The organism is Streptomyces sp. NBC_00554, assembly GCF_041431135.1.
GTDB lineage: Bacteria > Actinomycetota > Actinomycetes > Streptomycetales > Streptomycetaceae > Streptomyces.
Genome location: NZ_CP107799.1, coordinates 4,302,244 through 4,318,382, shown reverse-complemented (window position 1 = coordinate 4,318,382; position 16,139 = coordinate 4,302,244). Strand labels below are relative to the sequence as shown.

The 16,139-nt window shown below is 68.7% G+C and carries 16 protein-coding genes; 13 read left to right on the top strand and 3 right to left on the bottom strand.

All coding sequences use genetic code 11. The features are described from left to right. Positions 1–45: 45 nt before the first annotated feature. Positions 46–678 (top strand): sigma-70 family RNA polymerase sigma factor, encoded by a 633-nt coding sequence (locus tag OG266_RS18735; RefSeq protein WP_371547072.1) that lies wholly within the window; start codon positions 46–48, stop codon positions 676–678. A gap of 42 nt (positions 679–720) precedes the next feature. On the opposite strand, the gene OG266_RS18730 is transcribed toward OG266_RS18735, so the two are convergent. Then, positions 721–1,359, bottom strand: coding sequence for a TetR/AcrR family transcriptional regulator (locus OG266_RS18730; RefSeq protein ID WP_266456632.1), 639 nt, complete (start codon positions 1,357–1,359; stop codon positions 721–723). A gap of 131 nt (positions 1,360–1,490) precedes the next feature. Between OG266_RS18730 and OG266_RS18725 the strand changes: the two genes are divergently transcribed. Continuing rightward, on the top strand, positions 1,491–2,621 hold the full coding sequence (locus OG266_RS18725) for an FAD-dependent oxidoreductase (RefSeq protein WP_371547071.1): 1,131 nt from the start codon (positions 1,491–1,493) through the stop codon (positions 2,619–2,621). 93 nt (positions 2,622–2,714) lie between these two features. After that, positions 2,715–3,263: a GNAT family N-acetyltransferase gene (locus OG266_RS18720; RefSeq protein WP_371547068.1), complete on the top strand. Its 549-nt coding sequence runs from the start codon at positions 2,715–2,717 to the stop codon at positions 3,261–3,263. A gap of 108 nt (positions 3,264–3,371) precedes the next feature. On the opposite strand, the gene OG266_RS18715 is transcribed toward OG266_RS18720, so the two are convergent. Continuing rightward, positions 3,372–3,809: a hypothetical protein gene (locus OG266_RS18715; protein ID WP_019061278.1), complete on the bottom strand. Its 438-nt coding sequence runs from the start codon at positions 3,807–3,809 to the stop codon at positions 3,372–3,374. 63 nt (positions 3,810–3,872) lie between these two features. Here OG266_RS18715 and OG266_RS18710 point away from each other — a divergent pair, with 63 nt between their 5' ends. The 10 genes from OG266_RS18710 (at position 3,873) to OG266_RS18665 (ending at position 14,562) form a co-directional block, all read left to right on the top strand. Next, on the top strand, positions 3,873–4,010 hold the full coding sequence (locus OG266_RS18710) for a hypothetical protein (RefSeq protein WP_266830892.1): 138 nt from the start codon (positions 3,873–3,875) through the stop codon (positions 4,008–4,010). Positions 4,011–4,381: 371 nt separating this feature from the next. Then, a complete protein-coding gene (hemL, locus tag OG266_RS18705) occupies positions 4,382–5,698 on the top strand; it encodes a glutamate-1-semialdehyde 2,1-aminomutase (RefSeq protein ID WP_371547065.1) in 1,317 nt (438 codons plus the stop codon). After that, positions 5,695–6,387, top strand: a complete 693-nt coding sequence (locus tag OG266_RS18700) for a histidine phosphatase family protein (protein WP_371547063.1) — start codon at positions 5,695–5,697, stop codon at positions 6,385–6,387. Before hemL ends, OG266_RS18700 begins: the two co-directional genes overlap by 4 nt. Before the next feature lie 201 nt (positions 6,388–6,588). Next, the gene (locus OG266_RS18695) at positions 6,589–7,866 is read left to right on the top strand and encodes a hypothetical protein (RefSeq protein WP_371547061.1); all 1,278 of its coding nucleotides are present in this window, start codon (positions 6,589–6,591) and stop codon (positions 7,864–7,866) included. 66 nt (positions 7,867–7,932) lie between these two features. Then, on the top strand, positions 7,933–8,568 hold the full coding sequence (locus OG266_RS18690; RefSeq protein ID WP_371547058.1) for a TlpA family protein disulfide reductase: 636 nt from the start codon (positions 7,933–7,935) through the stop codon (positions 8,566–8,568). Positions 8,569–8,619: 51 nt separating this feature from the next. Next, entirely contained in the window at positions 8,620–9,357 is a 738-nt protein-coding gene (locus tag OG266_RS18685; protein ID WP_266463887.1) for a cytochrome c biogenesis CcdA family protein, read from the top strand. A 3-nt stretch (positions 9,358–9,360) separates the two neighbouring features. Then, positions 9,361–11,190 carry a cytochrome c biogenesis protein ResB gene (locus tag OG266_RS18680; RefSeq protein ID WP_371547055.1) on the top strand — a complete coding sequence of 610 codons (1,830 nt, stop codon included), beginning with the start codon at positions 9,361–9,363 and terminating at the stop codon, positions 11,188–11,190. Next, entirely contained in the window at positions 11,187–12,263 is a 1,077-nt protein-coding gene (gene ccsB / locus OG266_RS18675) for a c-type cytochrome biogenesis protein CcsB (RefSeq protein WP_326721361.1), read from the top strand. The genes OG266_RS18680 and ccsB overlap by 4 nt, the downstream gene beginning before the upstream one ends. A 525-nt stretch (positions 12,264–12,788) precedes the next feature. Beyond that, the gene (iscB, locus tag OG266_RS18670; RefSeq protein ID WP_371547052.1) at positions 12,789–14,150 is read left to right on the top strand and encodes an RNA-guided endonuclease IscB; all 1,362 of its coding nucleotides are present in this window, start codon (positions 12,789–12,791) and stop codon (positions 14,148–14,150) included. 10 nt (positions 14,151–14,160) lie between these two features. Beyond that, a complete protein-coding gene (locus OG266_RS18665; protein ID WP_371547049.1) occupies positions 14,161–14,562 on the top strand; it encodes an SRPBCC domain-containing protein in 402 nt (133 codons plus the stop codon). Here OG266_RS18665 and OG266_RS18660 read toward each other — a convergent pair. Further along, on the bottom strand, positions 14,559–16,106 hold the full coding sequence (locus OG266_RS18660; RefSeq protein WP_266456595.1) for an ABC transporter substrate-binding protein: 1,548 nt from the start codon (positions 16,104–16,106) through the stop codon (positions 14,559–14,561). The two genes, OG266_RS18665 and OG266_RS18660, sit on opposite strands and share 4 nt — an antisense overlap. Positions 16,107–16,139: the final 33 nt, after the last annotated feature.

The window sequence follows — 16,139 nt, the reverse complement described above, 5'->3', positions numbered from 1 at the left end:
TGCCCGCTGGGCCGGCCCGTTCCCGGACCCCGAGAAGGACACCAGGTGCTCACTACCGCCCTGCCCAACTCACAAGCCGTACCGACCTCTTCCACCTCACCCGCCTCACGCGACGAGTCGATAACCTCCTGGGCGCTCGCCGCCCGAGGCGGTGACCTCGACGCGGTCGAGAAGTTCGTCCGCGCCCTGCACCGGGACGTCATCCGCTACGTGACCCACCTCGGCGCCGACCCGCAGAACGCCGACGACCTGGCCCAGGACATCTTCCTGCGGGCCCTCGGCAGCCTGCACCGCTTCGAAGGCCGTTGCTCGGCGCGCAGCTGGCTGTTGTCCATCGCGCGCCGCGCCGTGGTCGACAGCATCCGGTACGCCGCCGCCCGGCCCCGCCTGTCGCACACCGACGACTGGCAGTCGGCGGCCGAACGCGCACAGCCGCGCGGCCTCCCCGGCTTCGACGACGGCATCGCCCTCGCCGAACTCCTGGCCGCACTGCCCGACGAACGCCGGGAGGCGTTCGTGCTGACCCAACTGCTCGGGCTGCCCTACGCGGAAGCGGCACTCGTCAGCGGCTGCCCGGTGGGCACGGTGCGCTCGCGGGTGGCGCGCGCACGCAGCGCCCTCATCGAGTCGCTGTACGAGGCCGAAGGCCCCCGCCGTGAGGCCGCGTCAGCCGCTTGAGGTGCCGTACGTCGATGCCGCCCGGCGCGTTGGCCGGGCGGCCTACTTCGGTGCGAGAACGGCCTCGATGGCCGGGGCGAGGCCGTCTTCGACCTCGTCCCGGGTGAGGGCGGTCACCGCCGGGAGACGCAGCAGGTAGCGGGTCAGGCCCAGGCCGAGGAGTTGGGCGGAGACCAGTCCGGCCTTGCGTCTGGCTGTTTCCGGGCCCAGCGCGGCGGCCAGCGTCGGGGCGACCTGGGTCGCGAAGATCTCGTGCATCCGCGTCGCGGCGTGCTCGTTGGTGACCGCCGAGCGGAGCAGGACCAGCAGCGCTTCGTCGGCCGGGTTGCCTTCCCAGCGGTCGAGGAAGTGCCGCACCAGCACCCGTGCCAGCTTCTCCGCCGGAACGTCGGTGAGGTCCGGCAGACGCAGGTCGATGGCGAGCGCCGCGTCGAAGAGGTGTGCCTTGTTGCCGAAGTAGCGCATGACCATCGACGGGTCGATGTCGGCGTCGGAGGCCACGGCGCGGATGGTGGTGCGTTCGTAGCCCTGAGCCGCGAACCGCTCACGCGCGGCGCGCAGGATCGCGGCCTTGGTGCGGTCGGAGCGCTTGTCCGTGCCGGTGGTGTCCGTGCTGCCGGTGTCTGTGCTGCTGGTGTCTGTCCTGGTGTCTGTGCTGGTGGGCTCGGCGTCCTGGTTCATGCCAACGATTGTAGGCCAACGCGTGTTGACTTTCCAGCGTGGATCCGGGCATCCTGTCAACAGGCGTTGGCCAACACTCGTTGACCAACATGTGTTGACCTGTTTCCCGGACCAGAACGGAAGGCTCCGCCATGAACACCACCGCACTGCCCGCCCGCACCGAGGTCGCCGTCGTCGGTGCCGGCCCGGCCGGTCTCGCTCTCGCCGTCACGCTCGCCGCCTCCGGCGTCGACTTCGTCGTCCTGGACAAGCTGGCGGAGGGCGCCAACACCTCACGTGCCGCCGTCGTACACGCCCGCACCCTGGAGGTCCTCGACGAACTGGGAGCCTCCGAGGAGCTGATCGCACGCGGCATCCAGGTCACCCGGTTCGCCGTCCGCGAGGGCTCCCGCCGGCTGCTGACCGTGCCGTTCGAAAAGCTCCCCACGGCGCACCCGTACACGCTGATGGTTCCCCAGTACGAGACCGAGAGCGTGCTGCTTGACCGGCTGCGGGCGCTCGGCGGCGATGTGCACCGCCCGTACGAGGTCGCCTCCGTCGTCCAGGACGAGGACGGCGTGACGCTCACCATGAGCACCGGAGAAACGCTGCGCGCCGCATACGCCGTCGGCGCCGACGGCATGCACAGCACCGTCCGCGAAGCCGCGGGCATCGGATTCACCGGCAGCGCCTACGGCGAGTCCTTCGTGCTCGCCGACGCGGTGATGGACTGGGCCCCGGGCCCCGGCGAGGTGTCGCTCACCTTCGGCACCGACGGTCTCACCGTCGTCGCGCCGCTCCCCGGCGGCCACTACCGGGTCGTCGCCACCGTGGACGACGCGCCGCCCACCCCCGACCTCGCCTTCGTCCAGCGGCTGCTCGACGAGCGCGCCCCCGGCCAGGCCAAGGTCACGGGCATTGCGTGGTCCTCACGGTTCCGGGTGCACCACCGGGTCGCCGACCGCTACCGGGCCGGCCGGCTGTTCCTGGCCGGCGACGCCGCGCACGTGCACAGCCCCGCCGGCGGCCAGGGGATGAACACCGGCATCCAGGACGGCTACGCCCTCGGCCAGGCGCTCGCCACCGGGCGGCTCGACGGCTACGAGGCCCGGCGCCGCCCCGTCGCCCAGCGAGTCGTCGCCTTCACCGACCGGATGACCCGCATGGCCACCACCCGCAACCCAATGGCGCGCGTCGTGCGCAACATAGCGCTGCCCCTGCTCGGCCACACCGCCATACCCAAGAAGCTTGCCACCGAGCTCGCCGAGCTCAACTACCGCTGAAATCCCACAGACTGATGCGCGGGTCCTCCGCGCCGCCGGCGCTACGGCACGAACAGCGGAAATCAGGGGGAGGCGATGAGAGGAAGCGAAGACATGGAGACCGCGAGGCTGTTGCTCCGGAAGTTCACCCCGGCAGATGCACCGGCATTGGCGGCGTATCGGTCGGATCCCGAGGTGAGCCGGTATCAGTCCTGGGAATCGCCGGTGTCGATGGAGGAGGCCGAGCGGCTGGCGGCCACGTTCTCCGCCGGGGATCCCCGCGATCCGGGGTGGTTCCAGTACGCCGTCGAGCGGCGGGACACTCCGGGGCTGATCGGCGATGTCGGGGTGTGCCGGAACGAGGACGGACGGCAGGCGGAGCTGGGCTTCACGTTCGCGCCGGAGTTCCAGGGGCGCGGGTACGCCACCGAGGCGGTCGCGCGGATGGTGGAGTTCCTGCTGGTGGAGGAGAGGCTGCACAGGGTCTCGGCCGCCTGCGACGGGCGCAACGCCCGCTCGGCGAAGTTGCTGGAGCGCGTCGGCTTCCGCCGCGAGGGCCACCTCGTGCAGAGCACCTGGATCAAGGGGGAGTGGACCGACGACGTCCTCTTCGGTCTCCTCGCCTCGGAATACCGGGCCGTGCGTGGCGGCCGCGGCCGTTAGCGTCGCGAACCCGGTGTGTTTTCGCCGTCGCCGTAGCGGCACATGACGAGGGCGGGGCCCGAAAACCCCGCCCGCACTTTATGGAACCCCGGCTCACGCAACCTCAGGTCACGGCCAAACCAGGCAGTAGGGCTGATGCCCGGCCTCATGCAACCGGTGGCTGAAGTCCTGCCACTCGTGCAGCAGTTGATACACGTTGAACGCGTCCCGCGGCCCGCCGCGGTCCGGCACCGTCGACCAGATGAAGGCCGCGGCGCCCACCGCTTCCTCACCGATCCCCCGGAGTGGGTCGACGACGGTCATGGGGAGCTTGACCACGGCGTAGTCGGGGTGGAGGACGACGAGCTCGAGCGGCGGCACCTTGTTGAGGGGGACGCCTTCTATGCCGGTGAGGACCATCGCGGCCATCGTTTCCGGCTTGATCTTGGTGAACATGCCGTTCATGCCGAGTTCGTCGCCGCCGAGTTCTTCGGGGCGCATCGAGATCGGGACGCGGGCTGCCGTCGCGCCGTCGGGCGCGCCGAAGTATTTGTACGTCACCCCCACCCGGCCACCATTCCCGCTCCCTGCCCCCAGCCTCTCGACCCTCCGGTCGGCACGCTCGGGCTCATGGCCGGCTCTGGCCTCGGCCGCTTCCTCCGCCTCGCGTCGGTGCTTTCCCCCGCGGGCACGCCGAGGACCGAGGTCATCGGTCCCCTCGCCCAGTCCGCCACCGCGATGCATATCTCCACCCGACTGCTTTTCTAAGGCGCGCGACCCCCGTCACGCAACCCGATCATCGTGACAGTGACCTCCCCCACGGCCGCACGCCGAAACGTGCGCTGAAACACCTGTCCGCAGGATCTTCGCGGCCTCTGAACACCATCGTTCATGTGAGCTGTCCGTACCAGGCCCCAGTTTCGCAGATGGCCGGCGGCCGCAGCCCGTTTGTCGTACCGAGAACGGGCCCGCCGGACGTGCGATGGCTGGGATCTTCCGTACGTGAAGCCGGGCGCCCGCGTTCAAGCGGGTCCGATCCGACGCCCGCGCCGCCGCGCTCTCTCGCCCGCGGTGGCCCGAAGCCGCTGGCCTACCCTGAGTAGGTCACTAGCCCCCCGGAGTCGGAGACGTCGCAGGTCATGACCGAACTGCCTTATTCCTATGAAGCCCCAGTCTCGCAGTCGCTATTCGACCGTGCGTCCATCGTCACACCAGGTGGCGTGAACTCTCCCGTGCGCGCGTTCCGCGCCGTGGGCGGTACGCCCCGGTTCATGGTGTCCGGTAACGGTCCCTACCTGACCGATGCCGACGGGAGGGAGTACGTCGACCTCGTTTGTTCCTGGGGGCCGATGATTCTCGGGCATTCTCAGCCCGACGTCATCGCCGCGATCCAGGACGCCGTATCCCGCGGTACGTCCTTCGGTACGCCCGGCGAGGGAGAGGTCGCCCTCGCCGAGGAGATCGTCGCCCGTGTCGAGCCCGTCGAGCAGGTCCGGCTGGTCTCCAGCGGGACCGAGGCGACCATGTCCGCGATCCGGCTCGCCCGGGGGTTCACCCGGCGCGCGAAGGTGATCAAGTTCGCCGGGTGTTACCACGGTCACGTCGACTCGCTGCTCGCCGCCGCGGGGAGCGGGGTGGCGACGTTCGCGCTGCCCGACACCCCCGGCGTCACCGGGGCCCAGGCCGCCGACACCATCGTCCTCCCCTACAACGACCTCGAAGCCGTGAACGCCGCCTTCCACGCGCACCCCGGTGAGATCGCCTGCGTGATCACCGAGGCCTCGCCCGGGAACATGGGCGTCGTGCCGCCGCGGCCCGGGTTCAACCAGGGACTGAAGGACGCCTGCGCCAAGAACGGTGCCCTGTTCATCTCCGACGAGGTCATGACGGGGTTCCGGACCAGCAAGGCCGGCTGGTACGGCATCGACGGGGTCAAGCCCGACCTCATGACCTTCGGCAAGGTCATGGGCGGCGGCTTCCCGGCCGCCGCTTTCGGTGGACGGGCCGACATCATGGGGCACCTCGCGCCTGCCGGGCCGGTGTACCAGGCGGGCACCCTGTCCGGGAACCCCGTCGCCACCGCCGCCGGGCTCGCGCAGCTGCGGCTGCTCGACGACGCCGCGTACGAGAAGGTCGACGCGGTCTCCGAGCAGATCCGCAATCTCGTCACCGACGCGCTCAGCAAGGAAGGCGTGGCCCACCGGCTGCAGAACGCCTCCAACATGTTCTCCGTCTTCTTCACCGGGCGTGAGGTGCGCGACTACGAGGGCGCGAAGGCGCAGGAGTCCTTCCGGTTCACCGCGTTCTTCCAGTCGATGCTGGCGCAGGGCGTGTATCTGCCGCCGTCGTCGTTCGAGTCCTGGTTCGTCTCCACCGCCCACGACGAACGGGCGATTCAGCGGATCGCCGACGCCCTTCCGGCGGCGGCGCGGGCAGCAGCGGAGGCCACGGCATGAGCGAGCGTAACGACGACAGCGCCATCACCGTCGTACATGTGATGCGGCACGGTGAGGTCGCCAACCCGGACGGCGTTCTGTACGGGCGGCTGCCCGGCTACCACCTCTCCGAGCTCGGGCGGCAGATGGCCGACCGGGTCGCCGAGCACCTCTCGTCGCGGGACGTCACGCATGTCGTCGCCTCGCCGCTGGAGCGGGCGCAGGAGACCGCGACGCCCATCGCCAAGGCGCACGGGCTGGACCTGGCGACCGACGGCCGGCTCATCGAGGCGGACAACGTCTTCCAGGGCAAGACCTTCGGTGTGGGGGACGGCGCGCTGCGGCGGCCCGAGAACTGGAAGCACCTCGTCAACCCCTTCAAGCCGTCCTGGGGTGAGCCGTACGTGGATCAGGTCGTGCGGATGATGGGGGCGCTGGACGCTGCCAAGGACGCCGCCCGCGGGCATGAAGCGGTGTGTGTCTCGCACCAGTTGCCCATCTGGATCGTGCGCTCGTACGTGGAGCGGCGGCGGCTGTGGCACGACCCGCGCAAGCGGCAGTGCACGCTGGCGTCCCTGACGACCTTCACCTATCGCGGCGACAAGATCGTCTCCGTGGGCTACACCGAGCCGGCCCGCGATCTCGTCCCCGCCCATCTCCTCGCGGGCGCCAAGCCGGTGAAGGGGAAGGACAAGGCGTTCGGCGCGTAATTGCCCGTAACGGGCGCAGTGCGTACGTCTCTCCGCAAGGCGTACGCGTCGTCACGTAGCGTATGGATTCCTGCCATCCGAGCGTATCTTCGTAAAAACAGCTAAATATGCGCGAGTTTGGCGGAACCCCCGTCTTCCTCGCGCCCTCTCATGGGATGCCGGCTGACCGCCGGCCGAGAGGGTGCGAGGAACGGGGATGGAATGCGGGACATCAGTCGCAGGGGAATGATCGGCCTCGGGGCGGGTGCCGCGGCCGCGCTGGGACTCACGGCGTGCGGTACCGCACTGCAAGAGGGCGCGGGGCAGGGCGGCGGTTCCAGCAGCGGGCAGCCGGGTGCTCCGAAGCACCCGGTCAGGCCCCTCGGGGACGGCTCCACCGCCTTCACGGGCAAGCAGCCCGGCCGGCCCGGGGAGCCGGTGCCGCTCGAACCCGGCGAGACTCCGCCGCAGTTCGTGATCTTCTCCTGGGACGGTGCGGGAGAGGTCGGGACCGGTCTCTTCTCCCGCTTTCTCGAACTCGCCAAAGACCACGACGCCCACATGACCTTCTTTCTCTCCGGGCTGTATCTGCTGCCCGAGTCGAAAAAGCGCATGTACTCGCCGCCCAACAATCCCAAGGGCGCCTCGGACATCGGTTATCTCACCGACGACCACATCAGGACGACGCTGAAACTCGTCCGCCAGGCCTGGCTCGAGGGCCATGAGATCGGCACCCACTTCAACGGCCACTTCTGCGCCGGCACCGGCACCGTCGCCAACTGGACGCCCGCGCAATGGCGCAGCGAGATCGACCAGGCGAAGTCCTTCGTCAAGGAGTGGCGGACCAACAGCGGCTGGACCGATCTGCCCGCGCTGCCCTTCGACTACGACAAGGAACTCATCGGCGCCCGCACCCCGTGCCTGCTCGGCCAGAGCAACCTGCTGCCCACCGCTCGCGAGCTCGGCTGGCGCTACGACGCCTCCTCGCCCGGCGGCGTCCAGCGCTGGCCGCGGAAGAACCAGGGGCTGTGGGACCTGCCGCTCCAGGCGATGCCCTTCCCGGGGCACAGCTTCGAGGTGCTCTCGATGGACTACAACATCCTCGCCAACCAGTCGATCAACACGACCAGGGCACCCGCGTACAACTACCCGGCCTGGCGCACCCAGGCGACCCAGTCCTACATCGCGGGCTTCAAGCGGGCATACGAGACAAACCGCGCCCCCTTCTTCATCGGCAACCACTTCGAGGACTGGAACGGCGGCATCTACATGGACGCCGTCGAGAACGCCTTCAAGCACATCGCGCGGGAGAAGGAGAAGGGCGAGGACGTACGCCTCGTCTCCTTCCGGGAGTTCGTGGACTGGCTGGACGTGCAGAAGCCCGAGGTGCTGGCCAAGCTGCAGTCGCTGGACGTGGGGCAGGAGCCGGCCGGCAGCTGGAAGGGCTTCCTCGGCGATGTCGGTACACAGTCCTCCAAGGGGTCCGAAAAGGCCGCCTGATATGCGGGTTTCCGCCCGCAAGGGGGGTGCGCAAGATCCCCGGAACGGACATGCGAAACTTTTCACATGAGTGCTGCCTGCCGCACCGACCAGCGTTCGAACCGCACCCGTAGCCGTTCTCGTAGTCGTACCGCCCTGCTGACCGCCGGGGCCGCCGTCGCGGCGCTCGCCCTGTCCGCGTGTGGTTCCGGGGGTACGTCCGGGGGCTCGGGCAACACCAACTTCGTCGCGGGCAAGGACGGCATCGCCACCGTCGCCAAGGGCGAGCGGGCCGACGCGCCCGACCTCTCCGGCAAGACCGTCGACGGCAAGCAGCTCGATGTCGCCGACTACAAGGGCAAGGTCGTCGTCCTCAACGTGTGGGGCTCCTGGTGCCCGCCGTGCCGCGCCGAGGCGCCGAACTTCGTCAAGGTCGCCAAGGACACGGCGGACCAGGGCGTGCAGTTCGTCGGCATCAACACACGCGACGCCAGCACAAGTCTTGCCAAGGCGTTCGAGGAGGAGCAGGGCGTCACGTACCCCAGCCTCTACGACCCGACGGGCAAGCTGATGCTCCGCTTCAAGAAGGGCACGCTGAACCCGCAGGCCATCCCGTCCACGCTCATCATCGACCGGGACGGCAAGATCGCGGCCCGTACGCTGCAGGCGCTCAGCGAAGCGAACCTGCGCAAGATGCTCGCGCCCGTCATCGCGGAGAAGTGACCTGACGTGTCTCTTCTCGCCACGTCCGCCGACCTCGCCGCAACACCCGGGATGAACTCCACGGTCTACAGCGGGGCCCTGCTCCTCGCACTGCCGATCGCGGTGCTCGGCGGCCTCGTCTCCTTCTTCTCGCCCTGCGTACTTCCGCTCGTGCCCGGCTATCTCTCCTACGTCACCGGGGTCACCGGCACGGATCTGGCCGAGGCCCGGCGCGGCCGGATGGTCGCGGGCGCCTCTCTCTTCGTGCTCGGCTTCACCGTGGTGTTCGTCTCCGGCGGGGCGCTGTTCGGGTACTTCGGGCAGACGCTGCAGGAGCACCAGAGCACCCTGTCCAAGGTGCTCGGTGCGCTGATGATCCTGATGGGCATCTTCTTCATGGGGATGATGCCCTGGCTCACCCAGCGCGAGTTCCGCTTCCACACCCGCCCGTCGACCGGGCTCGTCGGCGCCCCCGTCCTCGGCGCGCTCTTCGGCATCGGCTGGACACCCTGCATCGGGCCGACCCTGGCCTCCGTGCAGGCGCTGGCCTTCAACGAGGCGAGCGCGGGCCGCGCCGCCATACTGACTGTCGCGTACTGCGCCGGTCTCGGCATCCCGTTCGTCCTCGCCGCTGTCGCCTTCCGCAAGGCGCTCGGCGCCTTCGGCTGGGTCAAGCGGCACTATGCGTGGGTGATGCGCATCGGCGGCGGCATGATGATCGCGACCGGACTGCTGCTGCTGACCGGGGTGTGGGACAGCCTCGTGTACGACATGCAGGGCTGGACCCAAGGCTTCACGGTAGGGATCTGATCCATGAGCACGACTGACACCGGCAAGACGGCGGCGGACGGCGCCGAAGAGGCGACGGCTCCAGCGCCCGCCAAGCGCCACGTGGGCGTGAGCGCCGACGGTGAACTCGGCGCGGCCGGATCCCAGCTCTCCACCGCCCCGGTCGAGACCGTCGTCCCCGGTTCCTTCGGCGGCGTACGGAAGCCGGGCGCCGCCGGGTGGCTGGCGTGGACCGGGCGTGAGATCACCGGCTGGGCCCGCTGGTTCTGGCGGCAGCTGACCTCGATGCGGGTCGCGCTGCTCCTGCTGTTCATGCTGTCGCTCGGGGCGATCCCCGGCTCGCTGATCCCCCAGTCCGGGACCGACGCGGTGAAGGTGCAGGACTTCAAGGACGCGCACAGCGTGCTGGGGACCGTCTACGACAAGCTCGGGCTGTTCCACGTCTACAGCTCGGTGTGGTTCTCGTCGATCTACATCCTTCTCTTCGTCTCGCTCATCGGCTGCATCGTGCCGCGCACCTGGCAGTTCGTGGGGCAGCTGCGCGGCCGTCCGCCGGGCGCGCCCAAGCGGCTGAACCGGCTGCCCGCGTACGCGACCTGGCGCACGGACGCCGAGCCGGAGCAGGTCCGCGAGGTCGCCCTCAAGGTGCTGAAGAAGCGGCGGTTCCGGGCGCACATCGACGGGAACGCCGTGGCCGCCGAGAAGGGCTACCTGCGCGAGACCGGCAACCTGCTCTTCCACCTCGCGCTGATCGTGATGCTGATCGCCTTCGCCTGGGGCCAGCTCTTCAAGTCCGAGGGCAACAAGCTGATCGTCGAGGGCGACGGCTTCTCCAACACGCTCCTGTCGTACGACGACTTCAAGTCCGGCAACCTCTTCTCCACCGACGACCTCACGCCGTTCAGCTTCGACCTGAAGAAGTTCACCGGCACGTACGAGGAGACGGGCCCCAACAAGGGCACCCCCCGCACCTACCAGGCGGACATCACCTACAGCGTGGGCGCCGAAGGCAAGGAGCAGAAGACCACGGTCAAGGTCAACGAGCCGCTGGAGATCGGCGACTCGAAGGTCTACCTGGTCAGCCACGGCTACGCGCCCGTCGTCACCGTCCGGGACGGCAAGGGCAAGGTCGTCTACTCCGAGCCCGTGCCGATGCTGCCGCTCGACTCGAACGTCACCTCGCAGGGTGCGATCAAGGTCATGGACGGCTACCGGAACGGCAAGGGCGAGAAGGAGCAGCTCGGCTTCTCCGCCTTCTTCGTGCCGACCTTCGCGGGCGCCGGCGAGGGCGACATGTTCTCCCAGTTCCCCGCGCTCAACTACCCGGTGCTCGCGCTGAGCGGGTACCACGGCAGCCTGGGTGTCGACTCGGGTCTTCCGCAGAACGTGTACCAACTGGACACCTCCGAGATGAAGCAGTTCAAGGACTCCAAGGGCGACATCCTCAAGAAGAGGCTGCTGCCCGGCGAGACCATGACGCTGCCGAACGGCGCCGGCTCGATCACCTTCGAGAAGGACATCAAGGAGTGGGCCGGCTTCCAGGTCACTCAGCAGCCCGGCAGTGACTGGGCGCTGGTCGGAGCCTTCACCGCGATCTTCGGTCTCGCCGGGTCGCTCTTCATCCAGCGCCGCCGCGTCTGGGTGCGGGCCGCCACCGGCGCCGACGGTGTCACCGTCGTCGAGATGGCGGGCCTGGGCCGCAGCGAGTCCTCGAAGCTCCCCGAGGAACTCGGCGACCTGGCCGCGCTCGTGCACGAACAGGCGCCCACCAAGCCCGACGAAGACGAACCCGCCGCCCCCGATCCCGACGCCGAACCCCCCGTACCTGCCGCCGGAAAGGCTGAGAAGCGATGACTCTCGCCACCGCAACCAACGAACACCTCGCCAACGTCAGCAACACGCTGATCTACTCCGCGATGGCCGTCTACATGCTGGCCTTCTTCACGTACATCGCCGAGTGGATCTTCGGCAGCCGCAGCAAGGTCGCCCGCACCGCCGCGGCGCTGACCTCTCCGCAGAAAGCGGCTGCACCCGCGGTCACGGTGAAGAAGGCGGGCGGCACCGCGGTACTGGAGCGGCCCAAGGTCGTCACCCGGGCCGCGGCCGGTGCCCGTGATGTGCCCGACGGGCCCGGTGCGCACGGCGGGGACGTGCAGGGCGACCTCTACGGCCGTATCGCGGTGTCCCTCACCGTGGTCGCCTGGGCCGTCGAGACGGCCGGTGTGATCGCCCGCGCTCTGTCGGTGCAGCGGGCGCCGTGGGGCAACATGTACGAGTTCAACATCACCTTCTCCACCGTCGCCGTCACGGTGTACCTGGTGATGCTCGCGCTGAAGAAGAACATCCGCTGGCTCGGCCTCCCCCTGGTCACCACGGTCCTCCTCGATCTCGGTCTCGCCGTCACTGTCTTGTACACCGCCAGTGACCAATTGGTTCCCGCGCTCCACTCGTACTGGCTGTACATCCACGTCTCGACCGCGATCCTCTGCGGCGCCGTCTTCTACGTGGCCGCGGTCGCCACCCTGATGTACCTCTTCAAGGACTCGTACGAGAACAAGCTCGCCTCGGGCGGCAAGCCCGGCCGCTTCGCGACCTCCGTCATGGAGCGGCTGCCCGCCTCCGCCTCGCTCGACAAGTTCTCCTACCGCGTGAACGCCGCAGTCTTCCCGCTGTGGACCTTCACGATCATCGCGGGCGCGATCTGGGCGGGCGACGCCTGGGGCCGCTACTGGGGCTGGGACCCCAAGGAGACCTGGGCGTTCATCACCTGGGTCGCCTACGCCTGCTATCTGCACGCCCGCGCCACGGCCGGCTGGAAGGGCCGCAAGGCCGCGTACATCGCGCTGATCGCCTTCGCCTGCTTCCTCTTCAACTACTACGGGGTGAACATCTTCGTCACCGGCAAGCACTCGTACGCCGGGGTCTGACCCCCATACGACACCAAGAGGCCGGTCTCTCCCCCGTCTGTGACGCGGAGAGGCCGGCCTTTGTCATGCAGGACGACAATCGCGTGACTCGAACGGTCGGTGATCGTTAGTTCGATCGGCGGCTGTTTCCTGCGGCTGTGCGAACGCGGCACCGCAGGACGAAGGCCGGTTCCTGTCACTCGCTCTCCGGCCCCAGGGTCGGGGCCGCCCTGGAACGCAGAGCGGCTCTGAGTGACCAGCCCAAGTCATCACGCGCGAAAAGGGGTGCATTTGATGGCTACGTTTCACGTGGGTGAGCAGACCCACCCTGCCGTGCTTCCTCAGCGGCAGGCTCTGGAATCCGTGGGAGCAGACACCCCTGTGAGCAGGGACGAAACGGCTCACGGACATCCCGTGCACATGCGGGACACCGGCGTGGAACATGGGCGAGAGGAGACTTCGCGGACCCGTACCCGGCCTGCGAAGCGTCACCCTGAGGTCACCACAGTGGTGGCCGAGGGCGCGGGTCGTGAGGCCCACCCTGTTGTGTTCGTCCTGGACAAACGTGGTCGCCCCCTGCAACCCACCACTCCAGTACGGGCGCGCAAGCTCCTCAAGCAGGGCCGGGCGGTTGTCGCCCGGCACACCCCGTTCGTCATCCGGCTGAAAGACCGTGTTGTCGAGAGGTCAGCCGTGGACGGTGTTGCGCTGCGCATCGACCCGGGCTCCAAGGGAACTGGAATCGCGGTTACTTGCGATATCGACAACGTCGACGCAGCCACGGGCGAGACCGTCACGGATCGGCGAGGCCTGTACGCAGTCGAACTCACCCATCGCGGCTCGCTGATCCACAAGAAGATGGGGCAGCGAGCCGCTTACCGGCGTGGCCGCCGGACGCGGAACCTGCGCTATCGCGCCCCTCGTTTCTGTAACCGCACCAAGCGAGAGGGGTGGCTTGCACCGTCCCTCAGACATCGGGTGGACACCACCCTTTCGTGGGTGAGCCGTCTTCAGAAGTTCGCCCCAGTCACCGAACTGCATGTCGAGCTGGTGTCCTTCGACACTCACCAGCTCAGCGCTGGAGGACCCCTGGAAGGTGCCGAGTATCAGCAGGGCGCCCTTGCTGGGTATGAGAGTCGCCAGTACTTGCTGGAGAAGTGGGGGCGAGTCTGTGCGTACTGCGGAGCGACCGGCGTTCCGCTACAGGTGGAGCACATCCGTCCCCGGTGCCGAGGCGGCAGTGACCGCATTTCGAACCTGACCCTCGCCTGTGAGCCCTGCAACCAAGCCAAGGGCAGTCGGCCGATCGAGGAATTCCTTGCAGGGCGACCAGCGCGGCTGGTGAAGGTCCTTGCCCAGGCGCAGAGACCGCTGCGCCATGCCGCAGTTATGAACAGCACTCGCTGGGCGCTGCGAGGCGCCCTCGCATTGCGAGGTCTGCCGCTCCGCGCCTGGTCTGGGGGGCGTACGAAGTACAACCGGGCACGTAGTGACTTGGCCAAGACGCACACCATGGATGCACTTGCCGTCGGCGACCTCCCCGACGGCACCCGTATCACGCGGTTCCCGGCAACGGTGCTCGTCGCAGCGGCTGCCGGACGTGGTGCTCACGCTCGGACCAGCGCAGACAAGTACGGCTTTCCCCGCTTGTACCTGCCTCGGCAGAAGCAGTTCTTCGGCTATCAGACCGGAGATCTCGTACGGGCCGTTCTTCCCGCCAGCAGGTATGTCGGGACGCACATCGGTCGAGTCGCTGTACGGGCTACGGGCAGATTCAACATCCGCACAGCCGACCGCCTCGTTCAAGGCATCCACTGTCGTTATATCCAGTTACTCCAGCGATCCGACGGCTATGGCTACAGCATCCGGAAGGAAGAGGTCGTGTGCGGAACCGGCACGCCTGAGTGAGGCTGGTGTCATGACCCGACCCGTCCCGTCCATCGAAGAGGGCGCCACCGAGACCCGCGAGGACACGCGCACCCTGCACTATCTGCTGCGTCTTCCCCAGCCTGTGGACAAGGTCTGGGCGGCGGTGGCCACCCCCGAGGGCCTGCGGGGGTGGCTGGCCGCCGTCGAGGTGTTCGAGCCGCGGCTCGGCGGAGCGGTCACGCTGAGTGGGCTGGGCAGCGGGCGGATCACCGCCTGGGACGTGGAGCGGGTCGCCGAGTACACGGTCGAGGGGCGGGTCAGGTTCCACCTGGAGCCCGGGGTGCCGGACGGGACCACGGTCCGGTTCACCCACGCGTACGAGGGGGAGCGGAAGCCGCCCGGATGGCGGTCACGCTTCGAGCGGCTCCTCGAAGCGCTTACAGCGAGCTAGGAGCCAGGCGGCAGGCACTCCTTCGCCGGTGGCTTCCCCTCCGGCCAGGCGATCTCCACGAAGCGGGCCTTGCCCTCGGGGGTCAGTTCCACGATCGGTACGGCCTTGTCGTACGGGTTGCCGTGGACGTCCAGGCAGATCCAGCCGCTCGCGCCGCTCACCCGCTGGGAGCCCTTGGTCAGCGTCCACTGGTTGGCGACGTCCGCGATGGGCGGGACCGTCTTCCCGTCGGCCGTGGCCTCGCGGATGCCCTGGACGGCGAGCGTCATGGCGTCGTACGCGATGATCGTCTGGCCGTCTTCGAGGGAGACCTCGCCGATGGGACCGACCGGCTTGCGCTCGCTGCTGCCGAGCAGCTCGTCGAGCACCTTCGCGTCGGCGGCGCTGCCCCCGCTCTTCGGCGCGTCCTTTGCGGCCCAGGCGTCCGGGTGCGCCAGTGCCGTGTAGCGCACCGAGATGCGGTGCTGGAGCGCGGTGCGGTCGAGGTCCTTGTCACCGGTGAGGTACGAACCCTCGTCGCCGGTGAGCAGGGTGAAGCTGCGGTCCTGGCAGCCTCGGTCGCCCAACGCGTTGATGAACTGCCGCAGTTGGGTGTGGCGGCCCGCGAACAGGATGGTGTCCGTGGAGCGTGCCGTGTCGCAGACGAGGTGGGTGATCTGCCGGAAGGTGTTGGCGGTGGTGCCCTCCTGGCTACGGTCGGCGGGCGGGGTGAACGGCTGCGGCTGGTAGGGCGAGCCCTCGAGCAGCTTCTCGAAGGACTGCTGGAGCGTGCGCGAGTAGGGGTCGCCCGGCTTGTCGTAGACCAGGAGCGCCTTGCCGGCCGAGACGTCGGCGAAGGAGGCGAGCGCGCGGGCCTCGTCGGTGTTGGTGGGGGAGACCCGGGCAAGGCCGGGGTAAGGGTCCTTGCCCGACTGCCCGTTGGCGAGGTCGTCGGCCGTGATGGAGGAGCCGATCACCGGGATGCCGAGGCGGGTGAGTTCCTTGACGGCCAGCTTGTTGTTCTCGGTGCTCAGGCCGACGCCGGTCACCGCACGCAGCCGGTCGGGCCCGGTCGTCATCCCCGCCAGTTGGTCGACCGTGTGCTGCCACTGCTCGCCGGTGGCACCGGGGTTGGCAAGCACGAGCCGGATCTTCGGCGTCTGGTCGTTGGAGTCGTGGTTGGCCCGGTACTGGGCGAGATAGGCGCCCTGGAGCTCGTGCAGCGCGTCGCCCAGGTTGTCCGCGTCGGTCGCCGTGAAGGGTTCGAGCAGGGCGACGGTGACCCAACTGCCGGGCTTGAGGCGCTTGTTCTCCGCGTCGATGGCCCGTACGGCCTCGGTGAACTGGGAGCGGCCCCAGTTGTACGAGGTCGCCGAGACGCCCACGCATTCGTCGCTGTCCTCGGGACGCTCGACGCCGGGCGCGCAGGAACGGTCCTCCTTCGCGAGCGTCGTACCACCCCAGACACCGAGGGCGATGAGGACGGCCGCCAGCAGCAGGGCGATGTACCGCCGGAACCGGATCTCCCAGACGTCCTCGCGCAACCACACCCACAAGCGCGCCATCTATCCGCCCCCGTCCTGCGTCATGAGTCGGCT